Source organism: Gemmobacter lanyuensis, from assembly GCF_014652355.1.
Classification (GTDB): domain Bacteria; phylum Pseudomonadota; class Alphaproteobacteria; order Rhodobacterales; family Rhodobacteraceae; genus Gemmobacter; species Gemmobacter lanyuensis.
This window is the reverse complement of sequence record NZ_BMYQ01000001.1, coordinates 169,880-191,366: the sequence shown is the minus strand read 5'-3', so window position 1 is coordinate 191,366 and position 21,487 is coordinate 169,880. Positions and strand designations below refer to the sequence as shown.

At 65.6% G+C, this 21,487-nt stretch carries 21 protein-coding genes; 9 read left to right on the top strand and 12 right to left on the bottom strand.

What is annotated here, in order from left to right; translation table 11 throughout:
* Positions 1-6: 6 nt before the first annotated feature.
* The 8 genes from IE101_RS00910 to IE101_RS00875 all read right to left on the bottom strand — a co-directional run bounded on the left by IE101_RS00910 (position 7) and on the right by IE101_RS00875 (position 8,842).
* Positions 7-1,854, bottom strand: coding sequence for a flagellar hook-length control protein FliK (locus tag IE101_RS00910; RefSeq protein WP_189631924.1), 1,848 nt, complete (start codon positions 1,852-1,854; stop codon positions 7-9).
* 88 nt (positions 1,855-1,942) lie between these two features.
* Positions 1,943-2,365, bottom strand: a complete 423-nt coding sequence (locus tag IE101_RS00905) for a hypothetical protein (protein WP_189631923.1) — start codon at positions 2,363-2,365, stop codon at positions 1,943-1,945.
* Positions 2,362-3,696, bottom strand: a complete 1,335-nt coding sequence (locus IE101_RS00900) for a FliI/YscN family ATPase (protein ID WP_189631922.1) — start codon at positions 3,694-3,696, stop codon at positions 2,362-2,364. Before IE101_RS00900 ends, IE101_RS00905 begins: the two co-directional genes overlap by 4 nt.
* Positions 3,693-4,574: a FliH/SctL family protein gene (locus tag IE101_RS00895; RefSeq protein ID WP_189631921.1), complete on the bottom strand. Its 882-nt coding sequence runs from the start codon at positions 4,572-4,574 to the stop codon at positions 3,693-3,695. The genes IE101_RS00900 and IE101_RS00895 overlap by 4 nt, the downstream gene beginning before the upstream one ends.
* Before the next feature lie 2 nt (positions 4,575-4,576).
* On the bottom strand, positions 4,577-5,581 hold the full coding sequence (gene fliG, locus IE101_RS00890) for a flagellar motor switch protein FliG (RefSeq protein WP_189631920.1): 1,005 nt from the start codon (positions 5,579-5,581) through the stop codon (positions 4,577-4,579).
* Between the two features lies 1 nt (position 5,582).
* Positions 5,583-7,289 carry a flagellar basal-body MS-ring/collar protein FliF gene (gene fliF, locus IE101_RS00885; RefSeq protein WP_229803986.1) on the bottom strand — a complete coding sequence of 569 codons (1,707 nt, stop codon included), beginning with the start codon at positions 7,287-7,289 and terminating at the stop codon, positions 5,583-5,585.
* Between the two features lie 73 nt (positions 7,290-7,362).
* The gene (fliE, locus tag IE101_RS00880; RefSeq protein ID WP_189631918.1) at positions 7,363-7,689 is read right to left on the bottom strand and encodes a flagellar hook-basal body complex protein FliE; all 327 of its coding nucleotides are present in this window, start codon (positions 7,687-7,689) and stop codon (positions 7,363-7,365) included.
* A 13-nt stretch (positions 7,690-7,702) separates the two neighbouring features.
* A complete protein-coding gene (locus IE101_RS00875; protein WP_189631917.1) occupies positions 7,703-8,842 on the bottom strand; it encodes a sigma-54 interaction domain-containing protein in 1,140 nt (379 codons plus the stop codon).
* Positions 8,843-9,232: 390 nt separating this feature from the next.
* Between IE101_RS00875 and IE101_RS00870 the strand changes: the two genes are divergently transcribed.
* Both IE101_RS00870 and IE101_RS00865 read left to right on the top strand, forming a co-directional pair.
* The gene (locus IE101_RS00870; protein ID WP_189631916.1) at positions 9,233-9,625 is read left to right on the top strand and encodes a flagellar export chaperone FliS; all 393 of its coding nucleotides are present in this window, start codon (positions 9,233-9,235) and stop codon (positions 9,623-9,625) included.
* A 54-nt stretch (positions 9,626-9,679) separates the two neighbouring features.
* Positions 9,680-10,555, top strand: coding sequence for a transglycosylase SLT domain-containing protein (locus IE101_RS00865; protein WP_229803985.1), 876 nt, complete (start codon positions 9,680-9,682; stop codon positions 10,553-10,555).
* A 56-nt stretch (positions 10,556-10,611) separates the two neighbouring features.
* On the opposite strand, the gene IE101_RS00860 is transcribed toward IE101_RS00865, so the two are convergent.
* The gene (locus tag IE101_RS00860; RefSeq protein WP_189631915.1) at positions 10,612-13,245 is read right to left on the bottom strand and encodes an ATP-binding protein; all 2,634 of its coding nucleotides are present in this window, start codon (positions 13,243-13,245) and stop codon (positions 10,612-10,614) included.
* 74 nt (positions 13,246-13,319) lie between these two features.
* The gene (locus IE101_RS00855; RefSeq protein ID WP_189631914.1) at positions 13,320-13,808 is read right to left on the bottom strand and encodes a putative pterin-binding protein; all 489 of its coding nucleotides are present in this window, start codon (positions 13,806-13,808) and stop codon (positions 13,320-13,322) included.
* A 259-nt stretch (positions 13,809-14,067) separates the two neighbouring features.
* Here IE101_RS00855 and IE101_RS00850 point away from each other — a divergent pair, with 259 nt between their 5' ends.
* The 4 genes from IE101_RS00850 to IE101_RS00835 all read left to right on the top strand — a co-directional run bounded on the left by IE101_RS00850 (position 14,068) and on the right by IE101_RS00835 (position 16,997).
* The gene (locus tag IE101_RS00850; protein WP_189632701.1) at positions 14,068-14,721 is read left to right on the top strand and encodes a response regulator transcription factor; all 654 of its coding nucleotides are present in this window, start codon (positions 14,068-14,070) and stop codon (positions 14,719-14,721) included.
* Positions 14,722-14,898: 177 nt separating this feature from the next.
* Positions 14,899-15,036 (top strand): hypothetical protein, encoded by a 138-nt coding sequence (locus tag IE101_RS00845; protein WP_189631913.1) that lies wholly within the window; start codon positions 14,899-14,901, stop codon positions 15,034-15,036.
* 451 nt (positions 15,037-15,487) lie between these two features.
* Positions 15,488-16,600 (top strand): sigma-54 interaction domain-containing protein, encoded by a 1,113-nt coding sequence (locus tag IE101_RS00840; protein ID WP_229803983.1) that lies wholly within the window; start codon positions 15,488-15,490, stop codon positions 16,598-16,600.
* Between the two features lie 187 nt (positions 16,601-16,787).
* The gene (locus IE101_RS00835; RefSeq protein ID WP_189631912.1) at positions 16,788-16,997 is read left to right on the top strand and encodes a hypothetical protein; all 210 of its coding nucleotides are present in this window, start codon (positions 16,788-16,790) and stop codon (positions 16,995-16,997) included.
* Positions 16,998-17,098: 101 nt separating this feature from the next.
* Here the strand turns inward: IE101_RS00835 and IE101_RS00830 are convergent, their stop codons facing one another.
* A complete protein-coding gene (locus IE101_RS00830; RefSeq protein ID WP_189631911.1) occupies positions 17,099-17,350 on the bottom strand; it encodes a hypothetical protein in 252 nt (83 codons plus the stop codon).
* Between the two features lie 298 nt (positions 17,351-17,648).
* On the opposite strand from IE101_RS00830, the gene IE101_RS00825 reads away from it, so the two are divergent.
* Entirely contained in the window at positions 17,649-18,839 is a 1,191-nt protein-coding gene (locus IE101_RS00825; RefSeq protein ID WP_189631910.1) for a phosphoglycerate kinase, read from the top strand.
* 44 nt (positions 18,840-18,883) lie between these two features.
* Here the strand turns inward: IE101_RS00825 and IE101_RS00820 are convergent, their stop codons facing one another.
* A complete protein-coding gene (locus IE101_RS00820) occupies positions 18,884-19,774 on the bottom strand; it encodes a calcium-binding protein (RefSeq protein ID WP_189631909.1) in 891 nt (296 codons plus the stop codon).
* Positions 19,775-20,031: 257 nt separating this feature from the next.
* Here IE101_RS00820 and IE101_RS00815 point away from each other — a divergent pair, with 257 nt between their 5' ends.
* Together IE101_RS00815 and pdhA are read left to right on the top strand one after the other, a co-directional pair.
* Complete coding sequence (locus IE101_RS00815; RefSeq protein ID WP_189631908.1) at positions 20,032-20,334, top strand: FtsB family cell division protein; 303 nt, start codon at positions 20,032-20,034, stop codon at positions 20,332-20,334.
* A gap of 155 nt (positions 20,335-20,489) precedes the next feature.
* Positions 20,490-21,479, top strand: a complete 990-nt coding sequence (gene pdhA / locus IE101_RS00810; protein WP_189631907.1) for a pyruvate dehydrogenase (acetyl-transferring) E1 component subunit alpha — start codon at positions 20,490-20,492, stop codon at positions 21,477-21,479.
* Positions 21,480-21,487: the final 8 nt, after the last annotated feature.

The window sequence follows — 21,487 nt, the reverse complement described above, 5'->3', positions numbered from 1 at the left end:
TGGTCCTCAGGCAATCAGGTTGATGCTGCCCCGGATCGGGGCGGCGGCAGGTTGGGGCAGCTCGGCGCCGACGGCGCGGCCACGATCAGCAGGCAGGCCAAAGACAGCGCGTCCCTGCGCCCCCGGGTCGCCGTTCTGGCCAGGCATCTGGCCAGAGCTCTGGCTGAAATTCTGGCCCTGGCCCGTGGCGGCGAAATCGGCCCCGCTCCGGGCTTCATGGGCGGCCAGGGTCAGGCCGGATTGCGACAGGCTGTGGCCCAGCTTTCCCTGTGCCTCTTGCAGGAGGCGTGCCGCTTCGGCGGTTTCGGTGACAAAAGTCACGCGGGCGGCGCCATCGACCATTTCCACCCGCACGCGCAGCCGGCCCAGATGTTCCGGCGCGAGATCCAGCTCCAACCCGCCCTCTTCCACTTTCGCGATCACGTGACCGGCGACGGCCTGGGTCCAATCGCTGCGGGCGGTATCCACCTGCGGCAGGGCGACAGGACCGCTGCTTTGCGGGGGCTGGGCTAGGGGGGCGGGCGAAAGCATCGCCTCGGGCGGGGCATCCGGCGGGGATTGGATCAAGGAGCGGCGCGACACGGGTTCGGGTGCGGTCAGGTCCTGTGGCGCAAAAGCCGTGCCCGAAGGCGCCGTCGGGGCGACAGGCACCTGCATGTCCGGCAGCGCGAACCCGGTCGCGGGTGCATCAGGGGCCGGATCCGCCGCCCTGTCCGCCCCCCCGCCTGTGGGGAGCACCGGGACCAAGGGGCCACTGGCCACAGCCCCTTGCGCCGTCAACGGCCCGTCCGCCGCAGATGCCGTCAGCACAGGCGTCATCGGCGCAACGGGCGGCAAGATGATCGGGGCCGCGATAAATGCCGGGGCTTCGGGCGCTTCGGGCCGATCAGCCTCCTCCTCCGGCTGCGGGACGGATGTGTCATCTTGCGCCACCGGACGGGGCGCGAGGGGGATGTCCGGGCGCGGCGTCGCCTCCACTGGCTGCGGCACGCGCGGCGGGGTTGGATCGGGCGCCCGCACCGGCTGCGCCTCGGCCATGGTCAGCACGGGGGCTTCGGAACGATCGGCGGGCTGAGGCATCGGTGCCACGGCGGGCGGGGGGGCAGCTGCAAACGGTTTCGCCACAGGGGGCGCAAGCTCTGGCTCCGCTGCAGTCACAGGCGGCGCGTCCGAGGACGGCATCGAGCCTGCCGCGGGCAGAGGCCGCGCGGGGGGCGCGGCGTCAAGCGGCTCTGCCGGAAGGGCATCCGTCACCGGGGCCACAGGCCCGCGCGGCGCGGGCTGCGGGTCAACGGGCACAGGGTGCTGGCGCAGGGCCAGCGTCTCGGCCACCGGAGTATCCATCGGACGCTCGGGGGGCAATTCGGCAGCACGCGGCAAGGGCGGGGCCGGACGTGGCGGTGTGGCAGGAACAGGCGCTGCGCCGGTCGCCCCATGCGGCAATGAGGCGTCAGCCCGCGTGATCTGCGGGGGAGCGGGGGGAACCCTTGCCTCGGCGCGGGCGTCGACCGGGGCTTGCATCGGCACCTGCGGCAGAGGAGCCGCTGCCCCGGTGGCCATCGCGGCGACACTGGTCGGCGGCGCGGGACGGGCAACCGGCCATGCCCCCGGATCGGCACCCAGATCAGCGGCCGGATCGGTGGGGGCAACAGCCGGGGCGCCCTTGGGCGCGGGCGTCTTGGTCGCAAGTTCGCGGTCAAACGCCGCTCCAAATCCCGGGCGCGGGGTGTCGGTTCCCTCTGGGGTCGGGAGGCCAGAGGCTGCGCGCAGCTGGGGCGCAGGCACCGCCAGAGGACCGCGTTGCAGCTGCGGCAGGTCCGAAGACAGAATGTCGGTGCTGGCTACAATCTGCATGTCACATCCGCATCAAGGGCTTGTGGGAAGGGGGCTGGGCCCCGGCGTCAGGGCCCTTACTGCAAGAAGGATGCCATCCCGCGCCGGGTCAGCGCCCGGCCCCCGGCATCCGCGGCGGCAGGGCTGCGGCATTGCGGGCCTCGCGCGCATCGGCCTCGGCGGTGCGGGCATCGCGATAGGCTTCCTCGAGCTTCTGGCGCTTGCGGTCACGGCGGGCGATCTCGGTCTGTTTGGCGGCCAGTTCGACCTCAAGCGCGGCAGCGCGGTCCTGCTGGCGCGCGCTTTCCGCGGCAATCTGCGCGCAAAGCGCCCCGTTCAGCCGCAGATCGGCGGCAAGGCCGCCCTGACCCGGCTTGGTGCGGCGTTCCTCCAGCATGGACCCCAGCCGGTCCACCATGCCCTGCGCCTCGGTATGGGTGCGCGACAGGCGCAGCATCTCGGCCTGTTCACGCGCAATTTCGGCCGAGGTGCGCCGCGCCATCAACCCCAGAATCCGGCTGCGTCCGGTCATGCGGCACCCCCGACAAGATCAATCAGCGCCTGACGGCTGGCCATGAAATCCGAAGGCTCGTCCATGTCCTGCGCCAGAAAGGCGCGGATCTTCGGCCAAAGCCGCACGGCCGTGTCCAGATCGGCATCCTGACCCGCGACATAACCGCCCATGAGCATGAGGTCGCGGTTGTCCATCCAGATCGAGATCAGCTGTTTCAATCGGACAGCCGCGCGCCGGTGATCGGGATCGACGATATCATTCATCACCCGGCTGACCGATTGCGTCACATCGACGGCCGGATAGATGCCCATCTGCGTCTGGCGGCGCGACAGCACGAAATGGCCGTCCAGAATGGCGCGGGCGGTATCGACCACCGGGTCGTTCGTGGTGTCATCGCCATCGGCCAGAACGGTATAGATGGCCGTGATGGCCCCTTCGCCCGGCAGCCCCGGCCCCGCCCGTTCGATCAGCGACGGGATGAGCGAGACGACCGAAGGGGGATAGCCCTTGGCCGTCGGCGGTTCGCCCAGGGCAAGGCCGATCTCGCGCTGTGCATGGGCCACGCGGGTCAGACTGTCGATCATCAGCAGCACCTGCTTGCCCTGCGCGCGGAAATATTCCGCCACCGCCGTGGCCCGCCGCGCGCCACGCAGACGCAAAAGGGGCGACCGGTCGGCGGGCACGGCGATCATGCAAACCTTCTTTGCCGCCTCGCCATGCATCAGACGATGGGCGAAATGGCCCACCTCACGCGCGCGTTCGCCGATCAGACCGATCACCACCACCTCGGCGCTGGTATAGCGGGCCATCATCTCCATCAGCACCGATTTCCCGACGCCCGAGCCTGCGACGATGCCGATGCGCTGGCCCTGCCCCACGGTCAGCGCGGCATTCAGCACCCGCACCCCCACATCCAGCGGCCGTTCCACCGGCGTGCGTTTCAGCGGGTTCATCGTGATGCCGCCCAGGGGCCAGCTTGCCGCGCAATCGGGCGCGGGCAGATCATCCAGCGGCGCGCCCTTGGCATCCAGCACGCGGCCCAGAACTTCGGGGCCGACATCGGTCTCCTGCCCGCCGGGGATCACCCGCACCTCGGCCCCGGCGATCACCGCGGCCTTGGGCTGATCCAGAAAGAGCAAGGTCTTGCCATTGGCAAAGCCGATCACCTCGGCCTCGGCCGCGGGGCCGGTTTCGGTGGCGACGCGGCAGAGCGTGCCGGGGCTGGCGGGAAAGCCCGTGGCCTCCAGCACCAGGCCGTCATAGCGCAGCACCCGGCCCGTCACCACGGCGGCGGCGCGGGCGGGCACGCGGGCGGCCACCCGGCACAGACGGTCGATCATCATGTTCATGCGCTGGTCCCCGGTTGCGGTAACTGCGGCAGAAGATCTGCAAGACGGATGCCGGGCGCGCGCACCTCGACATCGCCGCGCTGCAGGCGGGGATCGGCCACGACCCGCGCCTCAGACAGCACATCCGACCCCGGCAGATGCGGCAGCACCGCAGCATGATCGGGCGGGCTGAGCCGCAGCGTGATCTCGCGCACGCCCTGCCCGACACGGTCGGCCAGTGCCTCGATCCGGGCAACGAAGGGCAAGGGACCGGCATCGATCAGCTGCCCGGCCCGTTCGGCGGCCAGCGCCCGGACGGCGGTTTCGATGGCCTGGGCCAACTGGGCGACATCTTCGGGGCGCAGGTCGGTCAGGCGGGCATGGGCGGCGGCAAGGTGGCGGGCGGCCTCGGCGACCTGGGCTTCGGCGGCACCCTGCCCCTCGGCCAGACCTGCGGCATGACCTTCGGTCAGGCCCGCGCGATGGCCATCGGCATAGCCCGCCGCATGGCCTTCGGCATAGCCCGCGGCATGGGCCTCCTCCCAGACAGAGCTGCCCGCGTCGATGATCTGCGCCTGCGGGCCGGTCGGACGGGGCGCAGGGTGCGGGGCGTCTTCCGGCGCCTCCCGTTCGTCCGGCGCGATCAGTGCATCATCGTCGGGACCAAGGGCTGCCGGGTCGGGCGCCTCGGCATCGCTGGCTATGCCCACCCCCGGCACCGGAACCGCGCGGGGCAGCTGACTGGGGTCGAAGGCCTGGAACACATCCTCGGGCGCCTCGGCCATGTCGAAACGGAAGGGCTGCGCCTGGGCCGCACGCAGCAAATGCGGCAGGCCCGCGGCATCCACCGCCGTCATGGCGGCAACACGGGCGGCAAGGGCGGCGGTCTGGTCGGCCATGGTCACACCATCTGTTCGCCGCCGCGCCCGGCCAGCACGATGGTGCCTTCATCCGACAGGCGGCGGGCCACGGCGATGATCTGTTTCTGCGCCTCTTGCACATCGGTTAGCTTGACGGGGCCCATCGCCTCCATCTCGTCGCGGATATTGGCGGCGGCGCGGGTGGACATGCAGCCCAGCAGCTTGTCCCGCAGCGCATCATCCGTGCCCTTCAGCGCCAGAACCAGCTGTTCGGTTTCCACGTTCCGCAGCAGCGTCTGCAGCGACCGGTCATCGGATTTGATGAGATTGTCGAAGACGAACATATTGTCTTGGATGGACTGCATCAGCACTTTGTCATCCTTGCGGATGTCGCGCAGGATGCGTTGTTCGACCTCGGTCCGGGTGTGGTTCATGATGCGGGCCGCAGCCTTCACCCCGCCCAGCTGCGAGGCGCGCGAACTGGTCGAGGCCTTGAACTTGCGCTGCAGCACCTGTTCCAGATCGCGCAAGGCCTCGGGCGGGACCGTGTTAAGCTCGGCCACGCGGCGGACGACATCGGTCTGCGTGTCTTCGGGCAAAAGCGCCACGACCGAGGCCGCAAGCCCGTATTCCAGACAGGCCACCACCAGCGCCATGATCTGGGGATGTTCATCCTCGATCAGCTCTGCAATCGAGCGGGCATCCATCCAGTCGAGAAGTTCGATGGGCCGTTCGGTGGACCGCGGATTGATGCGGCTGATCACCGACTGCGCCTTGTCCTGCCCCAGCGCCTGGGTCATCACCGACTGGATATAGGCCGAGGCACCCTGCCCCACGCCGGTTTCCCGCGACATGAGAGACAGGAAATTGTCCACGATCTCATCCAGGCGGGTCTGGCCCACCTCGCGCACGCCATACATGGCGGTGCCAAGATGTTGCACCTCGATCGGGCTGAGGTGGCGCATCACCATGGCGGCGGCCTCCTCACCGAAAAGCATCATCAGGATTGCGGCTTCTTCGCTGCGCGGGGCAACCATGCCAGACATCTCAGACCACCTTCTCGATTTCGTCCTTCATCATCCGCCGCAGCACGGTTGCGATGCGGACGGGATCCTCCTCGGCCAGCTGGCGCAGGATCGCGAATTTCTCGTCCCGCGATCCGGCGCTGAGCGCCTGACGCGCCAGCCCGATGCGGCGGGCCATGGCCTGCGCCTCAAGATGTTCGGGCGTGTCTTCCGGCGGGGCGGACGGCGCTTCAAGCTGCGCGGTTGCAGTGCTGCCATCGGTCAGAGCATTGGCCATGCCGGCGGGGGCGGCCTCGGTCGGCGCGGTCAACCGCATCAGCAAGGGGCGGACGATACCAAGGGCCACAATGCCCAGGATCAGGATCAGGCTGCCCTGACGGATCGCATCACCCAACCAGCCGCTATCTGCGGTGGCGGTGGGCAAGACCTCTTCGGCAGGGTCCAGGAAAGGCTGGGCCATGATGGTAATGCTGTCGCCGCGCTTGTCGTCAAAGCCGATCGCGCTTTGCACCAGACGTTCCATGTCCGCAATCTGCGCCGGGGGGATCAACGGGGCATCGGCGGGCGGCTCGCTTCCGTCGGCGGGCGCGGGCGCAGGCACGGCGCGCACCAGAATGGCGGCATTGATGCGGGTGATACGGCCAGTCGCGGGCTGGATCGTTTCAAAGCGGCGGCTGACCTCATAGTTGCGGGTGGTGCCGGATGTAGAATTGGTCGGCGCATTGGCATCATCCTTGGGGGGCGCGGTATTGCCTTCGGCCGTTGGCGGAGAACCGGCTGCGGGCGTCGCCTCGGCCGGGGGGGTATTCGACACCTGGCCCGGAATGCCGCGGGCGGGGGAATTGCGGGTTTCGCTGTTCTCCACCTGTTCGCTGCGCAGGACCGATCCCTGGGGATCCATCCGCTCTTCCCGGATTTCGGAGCGGGTGAAATCCATGTCCAGCGACACCTGGACCGACATGTTGCCCAGCCCCGTGATGGGGGTCAGCAGCTGTTCGATGCGGGTGCGATACAGATCTTCCAGCTGCACCCGCTGCTGCATCTGCCGGTCCGTCAGCGCCAGCGCCGGATCATCGCCTACCCGCGACAGAAGCTGTCCCCGCTGATCCACCACCGACACGCTTTCGCGCGGCAGCCCCGGAATGGCCGAGGCGACAAGGTTCACGATGGCATCGACCTGGCCCGAGGCCAGCGCGCGCCCCTGTTCCAGCTGCAGAAAGACCGAGGCGCGCGGGGGTTGGGTATCGCGCAGAAAGGCCGTGCGTTCGGGCAGCGCCAGATGCACCCGCGCCGAATCCACGCCGGCGATTTCAGTGATCGAGCGGGCAAGCTCCAGTTCCTGCGCTTGACGCAGCCGCGTCGCCTCGACCGGGCGCGAGGTGCCAAGCTGCAAGGCCCCAAGCGCGGTTTCAGCATCGGGCAGCGTTTCGGGCAACCCTTCGGCCGCAAGGGCCATGCGGGCCTTGTAATAGTCGGCCTGATCCACCTCGACCTCGCCGGTCGAGGCGCTGATCGCAGCGGGGATGCCCGCGCCCGTCAGGGATTCGATCATGCGGGCCTTCTCGGCCTCGGCGATGCCGGGATAAAGCGCTACGCGCGGGGCCTCGCGCAGGGAAAACCACACCGCCAGCGCCAGGACCGTGACACCGACGACAAGGATCGCGGGCAGCGACCGCCGCACCGCAGGCTGCGCAGCAAAGCGTTCGACGCCGGAAAAGGCGCCCCGCATGCGCCCGACCAAGACGGGGACTGGGGCTTGGGAGCTGACGGAGGGAGGCAGGGCCATGAGGTTGGACTCGCGTTCAGACCGACATGTTCATGATATCGCGATAGGCGGTCAGGGCCTTGTTGCGAACATTGAGCGACAGCTGGAAACCCAGCGATGCGACCTGCTGGTCGATCATCACCGAGGCCAGATCCTGGGTTTCCCCCAATTCATAGGCGGTGGCCGAGGCTTGGGCAGTATTCTGGGCCCGGGCCACGCCATTCAGGGCGTCACCCAGCCGTTCCATGAACCCCGGCTGCGGATCGGCCGGGGATTGGGACATGAGGGCCGGAACCGAAGTGTTCAGGCTGGTTGCCTGCAGGCTTGGCAAAAGGGGGGTGAACCCCGTCGCAGAGATGGTCATCGTATCACTCACTTCAAACGGCTTGCTGGAGCATCTGCCGCGGCATCAGGCAGCTGCCCGCGTCGATCAGCACGTCTTCGGGAGCAATATGCGTGCCGTCACAGAGAACGAGCGCGCGTTGAATCACATTTTCCAGCTCGCGGACGTTGCCGGGCCAGCGATGCGCCTCAAGCGCGGACAGGGCTTCGGGTGTCAGACGCGGCAGGGCGATGCCGCGCGCATGGCGGCGCAGCAGGGCGACGGCGATGGGGGCAATATCTTCGGGACGGTCGGCCAGCGCGCGGGTGGCCAGCGGAAACACATTGAGCCGGTAATAAAGGTCTTCGCGGAACCGGTTGGCGGCAACTTCCGCGGGCATGTCACGGTTCGACGTGGCGATGACGCGGATATCGACCGGCACCTCGCCCTGCCCGCCCACCGGCGTCACGGCGCGTTCCTGCAGCACCCGCAGCAGTTTCGACTGAAGCGCCAGCGGCATTTCCGAGATTTCGTCAAGCAGCAGCGTGCCACCATCGGCCGCGCGGATCAGGCCCTTGTTGGCATTGGCCGCCCCTGTGAAGGCGCCTTTCTCATGGCCGAAAAGCGTGGCCTCAAGCATGGTTTCGGGGATCGCGGCACAGTTGATGGCGATGAACGGGCCCGCAGCGCGGCGCGAGGCGGCATGGATGAACCGCGCCAGCACCTCTTTGCCGGACCCGGTGGGACCATTGATGAAGACCGTCACATCCGACCGTGCCACACGGCTGGCCAGGTCGATCAGGGTGCCGGTCGCGGCATCGCCCGCCACCATCGGCGACACGAGCCCCCCGACCACATCGGCCAGCGCCAGAAGGTCGGATTGTAGAAGCGGTGGCAGATGGGCCGGCGCCGCAGGCAAAGCCACGCGCAACAGCCGCCCCCCCATTTCGGGTTGCAGCGCAAAGGTTGCCGCATCTTCCGCCACGACGACCAGCGTCCTGGCCCCGGCGCCACGGGCAAGCTCGGCCAGACCCTTGGACCCGCCAAGCGCCGCCTCGCGCTGCGCCGAAACCACCAGAACATCGGCCTTCGCGCCGGGGGCCTGGGCCACAAGGGCGGCACGACGACGCTGCAAGAGCAGCATCAACGCCGGGGCGGCGCGGAAATCGGTCGGGATGATCTGGATCGCGGTCATGTCTGGCTCTCCCATGCTTGTGCAAGGTACAAGGCAGGAAGCATGCCAGCGCCGCAGGCCCGTTCTGGCCGAACGCATTTTTTTGCGCCCTTGCCCTAAAATCCCTGTTTTTCTTGGCGTTATGCTTTCGCACGATCCCATGGACCTTCTGCCAGACGGCCCCGATCTTCGGCATGGGCGTGCTGCGCTTCGGATCAGGCCCAAACCTTGGGCCAAGATGATGCATCCGAAGGGATGTCCGAAAATACGTCACCAATCTGACGCACCCATTGGATGTGTCGAAATATCGACAGTGCCCACTGCCGGAAACCCGGCACAGGGCGGGCTAAACATCCGCGATGGACATCCGTTTTCCAAGCAACAGGCCGACAACGTCTCAAAGGGTGAGCCATGACCTTCCTCGATGCCCGTTCCCAATACCGCCGGGCAAACAGCGGTGCGACCACGGTCCCCGAGGATCCGCACGGCATTGTTCTGTTCACGCTGCGCGAGCTGGAGCGGGCGCTGCAGGTGGTGGCCGCAGCCATGGCCGATGACCGCCCCATGCCAGACCTGCATCTGACGCGGGCGCTGACGGCGATTTATGTCCTGCAATCAAGCCTCGATTTCGAAAAAGGGGGCGAGATTTCGGACAACCTCTTCAAGGTCTATGAGCATTGCCGCCAGCAACTTCTGGCGACCTTCCGCCGTGAGGACGGTGCGGATCTTGGCCGCTGCGCGCAGCTGATCGGGGGCATTATCTCGGCCTGGGCGCAGATTGCCCCCAACCCCGCGGCCGCCTGACCGCCCGTCCCCGACGCGGCCCCTGCGTGGCACGGAACTTGCCAAAACAGGGGCATGATCCCGCGCATCCTTTTTCCGCTTCTGTTGCTGGCCCTCCATCCCGGGGGGGCGGCCGCGCTTGCGGTGGACTGTGAACAGCTGGCCGCCGCCGCAGGTGCGGCAGAAGGACTGCCCGATGGTCTTCTGCCCGCGATTTCGCGGGTCGAGGCGGGACGGGCAACCGGCGACGGCGGCACGCGCGGCTGGCCCTGGACGCTGAACCAGGGCGGCAAGGGCATGTTCTTCGAAACGCAGGAAGAGGCGCTGGCCTATCTGGATCAGGCGTTGATCCAGGGTGTCACCAATATCGATGTCGGGTGCATGCAGCTCAATCATCGCTGGCATTCGGCCGCCTTCCCCAGCACCGCCGCAATGATCGATCCGCCCACGAACACGCGGTATGCGGCGCTGTTCCTGCGCAAACTTTATGAAAGCCTCGGGTCCTGGGAAGCGGCGACGGCGGCCTATCACTCGCAAGACCCGGATCGCGGCGCGGCCTATCGGGACAAGGTTCTTGCCGCCATGGGCGAGGTCGACGCCGGCCCGCCACTGGATTATGCGGCACTGGACCCCACCCTTGCTGAGGCGGCCCCGCGTGCGCGCATCACCGGCAGCGTCACTGGCATCCTGCTTTTGCCGGGTGCGCCGCTTGTGGCCAGCGCGGCGGTGGGCCTGACCACAGGCACCGCGCCCGAAGGCGAAGCTCCGCCCCCGCCCGCGACCGATCCGATCACCGGATTGGCCGCGTCGCTGACCCGCCCGCGCGGCGAACCGCGCTGGGAAGATGAGGGCATTCCCGCCCTGCTTGATCAGACAGACCTGTCCCCGCGTATGCAGCAGCAGTGGGATGACATCGCCGCCATGCGCGATCTGCTGGCCCTGCAACCCTGAAAGAAAAGGCCGGGACGCATGCCCCGGCCTTTGTTGGTCACGGACGAAAAACCCGCTCAGTCCACAAGGGCCGCGCGCAGCCGCGCCTCGCTCTGGCCGCTGAGGTCACGGATGCGGGCACAGCGCGCGCTGAGCGTCCCATTGCCTTCGGTCGGGGCCGCACGCTCCAGCGCACGAAGCTCATCCGCCAGGGCCGCAAGCCCAAGCACCGCTGCCGCCCCGGCGCTACGATGGGCGACACGGGCAAGCTCTCCGTGGTCGGCGCCTTCCAGTGCGGCCTGCGCCTCACCCAGGGCCGAAGACATGTCGGCGCTGAAACGATCGGCCATCATACCGATGAAATCGCGTCCCATATCCTCTTCGAGTTCGGCAAGGATACGATCATCCAGCAGCGGCTTGTCGGATTTGGGGATCGGCTCGGCCGTGGCAAGATGCGCGGGCGCCGAGGCCGAAGGTGCGGCGGGTGCGGCCGCGGTTTCAGGCGCGGGTTCAGACGCCCGAGGGGGCGGTGCGGGCATGCGCAGCTCCTGCATTGGGCTGACCGGGCCGACGCGTTGCTGCATCAGACGGTTCAGCGCATCAATATTGACGGGTTTGGTGACGACCTCGGTCATCCCGGCGGCCTTGAACTGATGCACACGGTCGGGTTGGGCCTGCGCGGTCACGGCGAAAATCGGCACCGTCTTGGGCAGGCCCCGCTCGCGCAGCAGGCGGCTTGCGGTCAGGCCATCCATCCGCGGCATTGAGACGTCCATCAGCACGATGTCGAAAGGCTGCGCCAGACCGGTTTCAAGCGCCTCTTGCCCGTCGCAGACCGCCGTCACGACATGGCCATAGCGTTCCAGCTGCCGCACCAGAAGGATGCGGTTCACCTGATTGTCTTCCGCGATCAGAATATGCAGCGGTCGCTCGCCCGCCCCCCCGCGCGCGATGCGTTCGGGCACGGCGGGGCGTGTGGGGGCAGCGGCGACCTCGGCCTCCATCACCAGCGTGAAGCAGCTGCCCTCCCCCGGTCGGCTTGCGACCTCGAAATGCCCGCCCATGGCTTCGGCGGCCAGCTTGGCGATGCCGAGGCCCAGGCCGCTGCCCTCTTGCATGCGGGAATAAGAGCTGTCGAGCGTCTCGAAATTGCGGAAGATCCGTTCAAGATCGGCCTCGGCAATGCCGATACCGGTATCACGCACGGCGATGCGGAGCGCGACGCGGTTCGGGTCCGATGTCGGCGCCGTGCTGAGTTCCAGCGTGATGCGGCCATGTTCGGTAAACTTCACCGCATTGGACAGAAGGTTGACCAGCACGCGCCGCAGCAGCGGTTGTGCAAGCTTGACGATGGGCGCAGACCCTTCATCCGGCCCGATCAGATCGACCGAGCTGCCCCGGCGCAGCGCCTCGGGCTGGAATTGCTGGACAAGGGCGCGCAGTGTCGGACCCAGCGCCACATCCGTGACCGGATATTCCTGCCCGTCCGACGCGGCAAGCCGGGTCAGTTCAAGCACATTGTTCACCTGTTCCAGCGTGGATTGGCCACAGGTGCGGATGATGCTGACCAGCCATTGTTGTTCATCATCCAGATCGGTGGTGCTGGTCAGAAGCTCGGTTGCCGAAAGAAGCCCGTTCAGCGGGGTCCGCATCTCGTGGCTCATCACGGCAAGGAAGCGGGCCTTGGCCTCATCCCCCTGCATGGCGGCGTTGCGCGCCTCGGCCAGGCTGCGTTCATGTTCCAGCTGTTCCGACATGTCGCGCAGGAAGGCGATCGAAAAGCTCTGGCCAGTTGCCGTGCGGGCACGGGCCAACGTTGCTTCGACCGGGAATTTTGATCCATCAGCCCGACGGCATGTCATCCGGCGGCGGGTGCCTGCGGTCAGCTCGCCCCCCTCATCGTCCGACAGCATGTCGGCCAGGCGGACCGGCGCGCGGCGGCTGAAGGTCAAGCCCAGCATCACCTCGCCCGCACGGTTGGATCCGGTCACATTCTGATCGGCGTCGATCATCAGAACCGCATCCTGCGATGAATCGATCATAGTCCGCAGGTTGTGAACCGCCAGTTCCAGCATCTTGGCATGGCGGGATTGCGTGCGGCCCTGGAAATAGATCGCCAAGAGAAGCAGCGCCATCACCACCATGATGATGATCAGCGCCATGGTGAAGGCGCGCAGCGAGTTGCGCAGGTCGTGCCGCGCTTCATCGCCACTGTCCATCGACTTGGCCAGCGACTCGACCACGGCCTGACGCACGTCGCGCGTGACGGGCGGCATCCGCGCAATCAGCTCCGGGATGCCTGCCTGAAGCTCACTATCCGCGGAGTCGATGACCGGGACCGTTGTTTCGATCAGGCCGCCCGGCCCCGAAAGTTCCAGCCACCCTTTCGACTGGCGCAGCGGCAGGCTGTCGAGCGTGGGCGCCCGGCCGACCAGATCAACGCGGCTGTAGAGGATATCAAAGGCCAGCCGGACATCGTCCAGCCGGGGCTTGGACTGATCGGCCTGCGCGGCATAGAGCGAACGCTCATATCGCAGAAGGTCTACCTCAAGCTGCGCCAGAACCCAGGTCCGGTTATCGGATTCGGCCGTAGCGCTGCGGTCCAGCTGACGATCGATTTCAAGAAACACCGAAAGCGACACAAGCGCCACAATCGCGAGGATCAACAAGGAGCCGTAAACCCGCAGCCGCTGATGCGACTGCAGCTTCATTCCTTCCTCATGGGCATAGCGCATCGCGCACACGATCGTCCTGAAACCTCTTGCTGTCCGCTATGCCCGACCTCTTATTCCACCGAAACGCGGTTCAGCTGCCAGACGCTGCGACCGAAGATCAATTCATTCCGAAAACGTTCAGCCGAGTCATAGGGATATACGACCCAAAGGGGCCCCTTGTCACGACGCGAGAAATGTTCCCCGTTGATCCGCGTGGCGAGGATGGGCGCCCCGTCCTCAAGGCTGTCACGCGGAATTTCCACCGCGTAATCATTCAGCGCGGTCGCACGGATCAGACTGCCATCAACCCCCGCCGCATCCAGCAGCGCCTTCAACGGCACCCCCGAAAATTCCTGCGCGGCATCGGTCCAGACGGTGGTTGTGGTGAATTTGACCTGCGGCATGGCCTCGAGCGCGGCCATGTCATAGGTGACGCCCCCGTCGGGCAGCCCCGGCCCGGTCAGCGTCAGCACGGTTTCGCCGGTTTCGGCGGCAGCAGAACCGATGGTCAGGGTCGCTGCAACAGCGGCTGCGAAGACCGCGGAAAGAAAATGGCGCAAGGCGGAACCCTCCAAAAGACTGTCTAACGTGTTGACCGTAGCAAATATGAGGATAGTGGCTATCTTCTATTTGGATGGGGTATACATACCATGGTATGGTTTACATACGTTCCGTTGCAACCAATACGGGTGATCGGGCTGTAAGGTCTGGACGGATCGATAAAATTAGCGAAATGATGATCGCAACGCCCGGGTATGGCGACAAACCTGACGTTATGCAATTCGGCTCACTGAAAGTTATGCGGGGACAGTTCAAATGATGCAGGGGAGGACGGAGATCGACGAAAAGGTCACGCTGCGCGTCCTGATCGCCGACGACCATGAAATGGTCCTCGACATGTTCGCGATGTACCTGACCCGCGCGGCAGGGATGGAGGTGACCACCGCCAAATCCCTTGACGAAGCGGTGGATATCATCGTGGCAGAGGGCCCCTTCGATGTGGTGCTTCTGGATCTCAACATGCCGGGCATGAATGGCGTCATCGGCCTGAAACGCGCCATCAAGCAGAATGGCGGCAATCCGGTGGCCATCATCACCGGCACGCCGACGCCGCGGATGCTTGATGAAATCATGAATGCCGGCTCGTCCGGGATTGTCCTGAAGACCACGGCGGCCCGCAGCCTTGCGAATGCCATCCGCTTCATGCATTCGGGCGAGCAGTATATGCCGCTCGAGCTGATGCGCGGCAGCGCCCAGGCCGCATCGCGCAATGTGCGTAACGGGAACCTGTCGGACAAGGAAATGACCGTCCTGTCCTATCTCGCCGAAGGCAAGCAGAACAAAGAGATTGCGAACGAACTGCAACTGGCCGAGCCGACGGTGAAGATGCATGTAACCGCGATTTGCCGCAAACTGGGCGCCCAGAACCGCACCCAGGCGGTGATCATGGCGCGGGATCTGGGCCTCGTCTGACCGACGCCGAGCGATTTTGCCCTGCGCGGCCCGGGCCTGTCCCGGGCCGTTGCCATTTGCGGCATCCGAAAGGATATGACGCAAACTTAGGACAAATGCCGATCACCTTCTGCTCGCATGGTGGCGCGCCGGGACGTAGACCATAGTGGCCACAAGGATAGTCTTGAGGAGATTGCCATGTCCGCGATGACGCGTGTCCGTCAAACAGCCAGCCTGAAGCTGACTTTTGAATTCCCGGCGGGCTGGTGGCTGGTTCCGGCCATTTTGGGTGGTACATCCGTCTGGGTCGTTTTGGGCTATATGGTTTTCGGCTGACGCCGTTTTGGCCCGGATCGGGATGAATTGGTCCGACCCCCTCCCCTGTAACAGCGCTTACGGCCCGCCATCGTGCGGGCCTTTGTTTTTTCCACCTGCCCCGCCCGTCGTGCAATCTGGCTGCGACACTATGCCCGCTGTGTCCAATGAACGGCGCAGCGCAAGCTTGCCTCATGCAACGTCGCGGCAAGATCAGGGATTTGAATCCATTCCGCCCGATTCCCGCGTTGGTTGCTTTTTCGGCGCAGGGCTGCTCCATGCCGCCTTTCCGCAGCGCAGAAATAGCTGCGGCGCAGCAATACCCGCCGCAAACCCATCCGAATGGGTAAACAGGAACCACACAAAGGACATGGGCATCACCCAAAGACAGATCAAAAGATACTAACACAAAATTGATGTAGGGCCGGTTCCCCTAAAATATCCAGACAGACGATCTGGAAGGAGCCGGAGCATGACAACCCATTGGATGTTTCAAGAGGCCGTAACAACCGTTGTGCCGCTGCCGGGCTCTGTGGAACAGGCGCTGTGCGGTCGGCTGATTGATCGCCTGATCCCCGGCAATGCGCCAAGGATGCAACGGCTGAAGCAGCTTGTCGAATTCGTCGCGCCTTGTGATGCGCCTGCCCTTGTGATCGGCCCCTCCGGTTCGGGCAAGGAACTGGTGGCCGAAGCGCTGCATCGCCTGTCGGGGCGCCGGGGCGAATTTGTTGCCGTCAACTGCGCCGCCATTCCGGCCGAACTTCTGGAGGGGGAGCTTTTCGGGCATGAGAAAGGCGCCTTCACCGGCGCCGAGCGCAGCCGGACGGGCCTGATCGAACTGGCGGCGGGCGGCACGCTGTTTCTGGATGAGATCGGCGATATGCCGCTGGCCATGCAGGCCAAGCTGCTGCGCGTGCTGGAAAGCCGCCAGATCCGCCGCGTGGGCGGCAATGGCACCGTATCGGTGGATTTCCGCGTCGTGGCGGCCACTCACCGCGGGCTGGAGGCCATGGTGACGGCAGGCACCTTCCGCGCTGACCTGTTCTATCGCCTGTCGGCCTTTCCGCTGGATGTTCCGGCCCTGTCGGAACGTCCGGGCGACCTGCCTGTGATCCTGGAGCGGTTGGTCGAGGATCAGCGCAAGCAGACCCCCGGCTTTCCCGCCCCTGAATTCGATACCTCGGCCCTGCGGGCGCTGGCAGCGCGTGACTGGCCCGGCAACATCCGCGAGCTGCGCTCGATCGTGCAACGTGCCTTTGCCTTCTTCGGCGGGCAGACCGTCACCGCGCGCGAAGTGGAACGTAACCTGATCCAGATGCAGCCCCCGCTGGCGGAAGAGAACCGCTGCGAATGGCCCGAAGCGCCCAGCCCTGCCGGCGACGCCAGCAGCTTTGATGCGGCGCTGTCGAAGGGGGTGGACCTGGATCTGCGGATCTATCTGCGCGATATCGAAGTATCTCTGATCGAGGCCGCCCTGGGGCAGACCGCAGGCTGCGTGACCCGCGCGGCAGAAGCGCTGCGCCTGCGTCGGACCACGCTGATCGAGAAGATGAAGAAATACGGCATCGCCGCCGCAGCGATCTGACCCGCCAACCCAAACCCAGGTCGGGGCATTCAATTCCAAAGTATGTAATAACCAATACTTTGATCGGGATCAAAATCTACTAAGTTTAGGTTTTCATTGGGATAATTGACCCACCCGCGCAAAGGATGGCATAAGGGAAACAAGGGCGCCGCAAGGATGGCGACGCTGGTTCGAAAGGGACACAGCCATGATGCACACCGATTTCAGCAAGACCACCGCCGCCGAGGAAATCGTGGTCGCCATGCGTGATGGCCTGGGTCTCGGCGCCGCTGCACCCGACCATGACGCAGTCTTCGCCCGCCGCATGGAACAGATTGACCGCGCCCGCCAGCAGATCGCTGTGCCGCGCGGCCTGTTCCGCCGCGAGGCAGTAAAGCGGACCCGCCTGTTCGGCTGATCCCAAAGGTTTCCAGAAAATGACGACGGCGCGGGATCTCCGCGCCGTTTTGCATTTCGGCGCTGCGACCGCGGCGAGGCACGCCGCAGGGGCGTGCCGTCTCAGTTCAGGCGCAGCGCCGCGCCCGAGCAGACAAGCGTGACGGTGGTGCTGGCGCCTTCCATGCGGATTTCGGCCACATCCATCGGACGGCGATCCAGATCCCCGCCCAGCACCTCGATGGTGGCGCCGCCGTGGAAGGTGGCCTCCAGCACAGACAGCAGCGCCTCGCCCGCCAATTGCGCCTCGACCCCGCCGGGGATGGGGGTCATGGCCGTGGGGATCACCCGCTTGTTTCCGACGATCAGTTCCACGCTTGTTCCCCAAGTCTTGGGCGGCCCTTCGGCGCGCCGGTCTGCATGGCCCCGCAGGGGGCACCACCCCGGAATCGATCCCGGTTTTCTTGGTGGCAGCGCTGATTTTCGGGATTCCGCGGCCAGAGTCAGGGCCGGTTATCTACAGGCCCTTGGGGATTCCTGTGGATGAAATCTGTATATCGGCGGGGGATTTTCGCCCCCTGCCACACTGGCGCGCACATGCCCCCCGCATCGCCCGTTGACCTTGCGGCCGCTTCGGCGGAAACAGGGGCAACCTGATGCGAGGAGGCTGCGAATGGCTTGGAAAACTCTCGACGATATGGACCTGTCGGGCAAAACCGTCCTGACGCGCGTGGATATCAACGTGCCGATGGAAAACGGCGTGGTGACCGATGCCACGCGGATCGAAAAGATCGTGCCGACGGTAAAGGACATCCAGGCCAAGGGCGGGCGCGTGGTGCTGCTGGCCCATTTCGACCGCCCCAAGGGCAAGGTCGTCCCGGAAATGAGCCTTGGGCATGTGAAAGACGCGCTGGCGGCGGCGCTGGGTTCACCCGTGGTCTTTGCCACCGACTGCATCGGTGAGCCTGCCAAGGCCGCGATCGCCTCGGCCTCGGGCGATGCGGTGGTGCTGCTGGAAAACACCCGCTTCCATGCGGGCGAGGAAAAGAACGACGAAGCCTTGGCGCGCGAGATGGCGGCCCTTGGCGATGTCTTTGTGAATGACGCCTTTTCCGCCGCGCACCGCGCCCATGCCTCGACCGCAGGTCTGGCGCATCTGCTGCCCTCCGCCGCGGGTCGTCTGATGGCGGCCGAGCTGAAGGCGCTGGAAGCCGCCCTTGGCACGCCGGTGCGTCCGGTGGTGGCCGTCGTGGGCGGCGCCAAGGTTTCGACCAAGCTTGATCTGCTGGGGAACCTTGTGACCAAGGTCGACCACCTGGTGATCGGCGGCGGCATGGCCAATACCTTCCTCGTGGCCCAGGGGATCGAGGTTGGCAAATCGCTGGCGGAACGCGACATGGCCGATACCGCGCGCGAAATTCTGGCCAAGGCCGCGGCGGCGGGCTGCACCATTCACCTGCCGGTGGATGTGGTTGTGGCGCGCGACTTCAAGGCCCATGCCGCGCATGAAACCGTGGCGGCCAACGCCTGCCCGGCGGATGCGATGATCCTGGATGCCGGCCCGCGCTCGGTGGCCGCCATCGAGGCGGTGTTTGCCCAGGCCAAGACCCTGATCTGGAACGGCCCCCTTGGCGCCTTCGAGCTTGAGCCTTTCGATGCCGCCACCAATGCGGCGGCGCGTGCGGCGGCGGCGGCCACCAAGGCCGGGACGCTGGTTTCGGTCGCGGGCGGCGGCGATACGGTTGCCGCGCTGAACAAGGCCGGGGCGGCCGATGATTTCAGCTTCATCTCTACCGCCGGGGGCGCCTTCCTCGAATGGATGGAGGGCAAGGAACTGCCCGGCGTGGCCGCGCTGAACGGCTGATCCTGCAAGGCCCGCATCCCCGGATGCGGGCCTTTTTCATCGGGTCAGAGTAGCTGGTCCACCGACCGCAAACGCCCGCCAAGGGTGTCGATATCTTCCCACCCCAGAATGAAGATCGAATTGGTGCCGGTTTGCAGCATGACCCCGTTCATCATCTGCGTGGCATGATCCTCAAGCAGCTCGCCCGCAGTCAGATGTCCCGCCCAATATTCCGGCCCGAGGACAAGCAGATCGTCCAGCGTGAAGTCCCCCACGACATCGGGACCATGCGACCCGCGAAAGATGAAGACATCGGTCCCCTCGCCCCCCCGGTGGCGGTCGGCGCCCGCGCCGCCTTCCAGCAGATCATCCTGAAGCCCGCCCAGCAGGTAATCATTCCCCGCTCCCCCGGTCAGCGTATCCCGGCCATAATCGCCCTGCAGCTGGTCATTGCCATCGCCCCCCAGCACGAGGTCCGCCCCCGCCCCGCCCAGCAGATGATCGCGGCCACCCCCGCCATTCAGGCTATCGGCACCGCCGCCGCCCACCAGCGTGTCATTGCCTGCCAGACCCAGCAGATGGTCGCGCCAGCCCGACCCCACCATCGAGTCATTCCCGGCAAGCAGGGCACTGGCCAGCGTCTGCCCCGTCGCCTGCCGCAGATCGGCCACAAGATCAGCAGCATCCGCCGTGAAATTGCTGATCTGGGCGATCGGCAGGCGCGTCAACTCTCCGTCCACGCGCACCCGGCCAAGGACTGTCACCTGGGTCACGGTCCCACTGGCGCGCCCGGCCGGGTCGAGCGTGTAGCTGCCTGCCAGAACGACCTGCAGACCGCCCCAGCCATAGGTCGCCCGCCCGCCCGCATCGCGCACCATCCCGCCCAAGGCATCGTCAAGCCCGCCTTCCAGATCGAAGCCGCGGCGAATGTTTTGTGTGGTGACGAAGCGGGCCATTGTGTTCTCCTGCAGGTCCGTGCCGGACCGCCCCCCCCTTAACGGCTGACTTTTGCCAAACCTTCATGCGACTCGGGTCAAAACATAGGAAATGTTGAACCGGATTGTATTGATACCGGTCAAATGCACCAAAAGCAGTGGCCCTGATCGGACCAGCGCGCGCGGCAGACCATTTTGCGGATTCCCAAGGCAGCAGCCCTGTGGCATAGTTCCAGAACCGCGTCCGCCCAATGAGATGCGGCTGAACGAGGCAAGTGATGACCGCGCAGACCCACCGCTTTTCCGTCGGCAATCTGATGATCTTCGCGCTGGCCGTGGCGCTGGGGGGCTATTTCACCTTCGCCGCCGTGCAAGGCGATTACGGGGTTTTCCGCCGCGTGCAGATCAACGCCGAGGCCGATCAACTGGCGGCCGAGCGTGACCGCCTGAAGGCCGAATTGGCCGAATTGCAGAACCGCACCCATCGCCTGTCGGACGCCTATCTCGATCTCGATCTGCTGGATGAACAGGTCCGTGACGTGCTGGGCTATATCCGCGCCGATGAGATCGTGATCCGCTGACCGGCTGCTCCGCCACGTGTTTCCCTGACAGCCGCGCCAAAGCCCGCCGCCATGCTGCGGCGCGGCGACGGTAATGCTTGCGTGCGGCCTTATTTCTCCGATAAAGTAGAGATAGTTTAACGCTGAACTATTCCGCCACCATGGGAGGGAGCCGTATGGCCACCAAGAAGGCACCGGAGAGACCCAATGTCTCGAAAGAGGAACTTCTGAAATACTACCGCGAGATGCTGCTCATCCGCCGTTTTGAGGAAAAGGCCGGGCAGCTCTACGGGATGGGTCTGATCGGGGGCTTCTGCCACCTCTACATCGGTCAGGAAGCCGTCGTCGTTGGCCTTGAGGCCGCGACGAAAGAGGGCGACAAGCGCATCACCAGCTACCGTGACCACGGCCATATGCTGGCCTGCGGCATGGACCCCAAGGGCGTGATGGCGGAACTGACCGGGCGCATCGGCGGCTATTCCAAGGGGAAGGGCGGCTCGATGCACATGTTCTCACGCGAGAAGCACTTCTACGGCGGGCATGGCATCGTCGGCGCGCAGGTGCCGCTGGGGGCGGGTCTGGCCTTTGCCGACAAATATAACGGCAATGACAATGTGACCTTCACCTATTTCGGCGATGGCGCAGCAAACCAGGGCCAGGTCTATGAGACCTACAACATGGCCCAGCTGTGGAACCTGCCGGTGGTCTTCGTGATCGAAAACAACCAGTATGCGATGGGCACCAGCGTCAAACGCTCGACCAAGTCGCCCTCGCTTTGGGAACGCGGCGCGGCCTATGGCATCAAGGGCGAAGCGGTCGATGGCATGGATGTGCTGGCCGTGAAGGCCGCGGGCGAAAAGGCGATTGCCGCCTGCCGCGCGGGCGATGGCCCCTACATCCTCGAAATGATGACCTACCGCTACCGCGGCCACTCCATGTCGGACCCGGCTAAGTATCGCACCCGCGAGGAAGTGGAAAAGATGAAGTCTGAAAAGGACGCCATCGAACATGTCCGCGACCTGCTGCTGCAGGGCGGCCTTGCCAGCGATGACGAGCTGAAGGCCATCGACAAGGACATCAAGGCCATCGTGAACGAGGCCGCCGAATTCTCGAAAGACAGCCCCGAGCCGCCGCTGAGCGAGCTCTGGACCGACATCTACGCCTGAGGGAGACA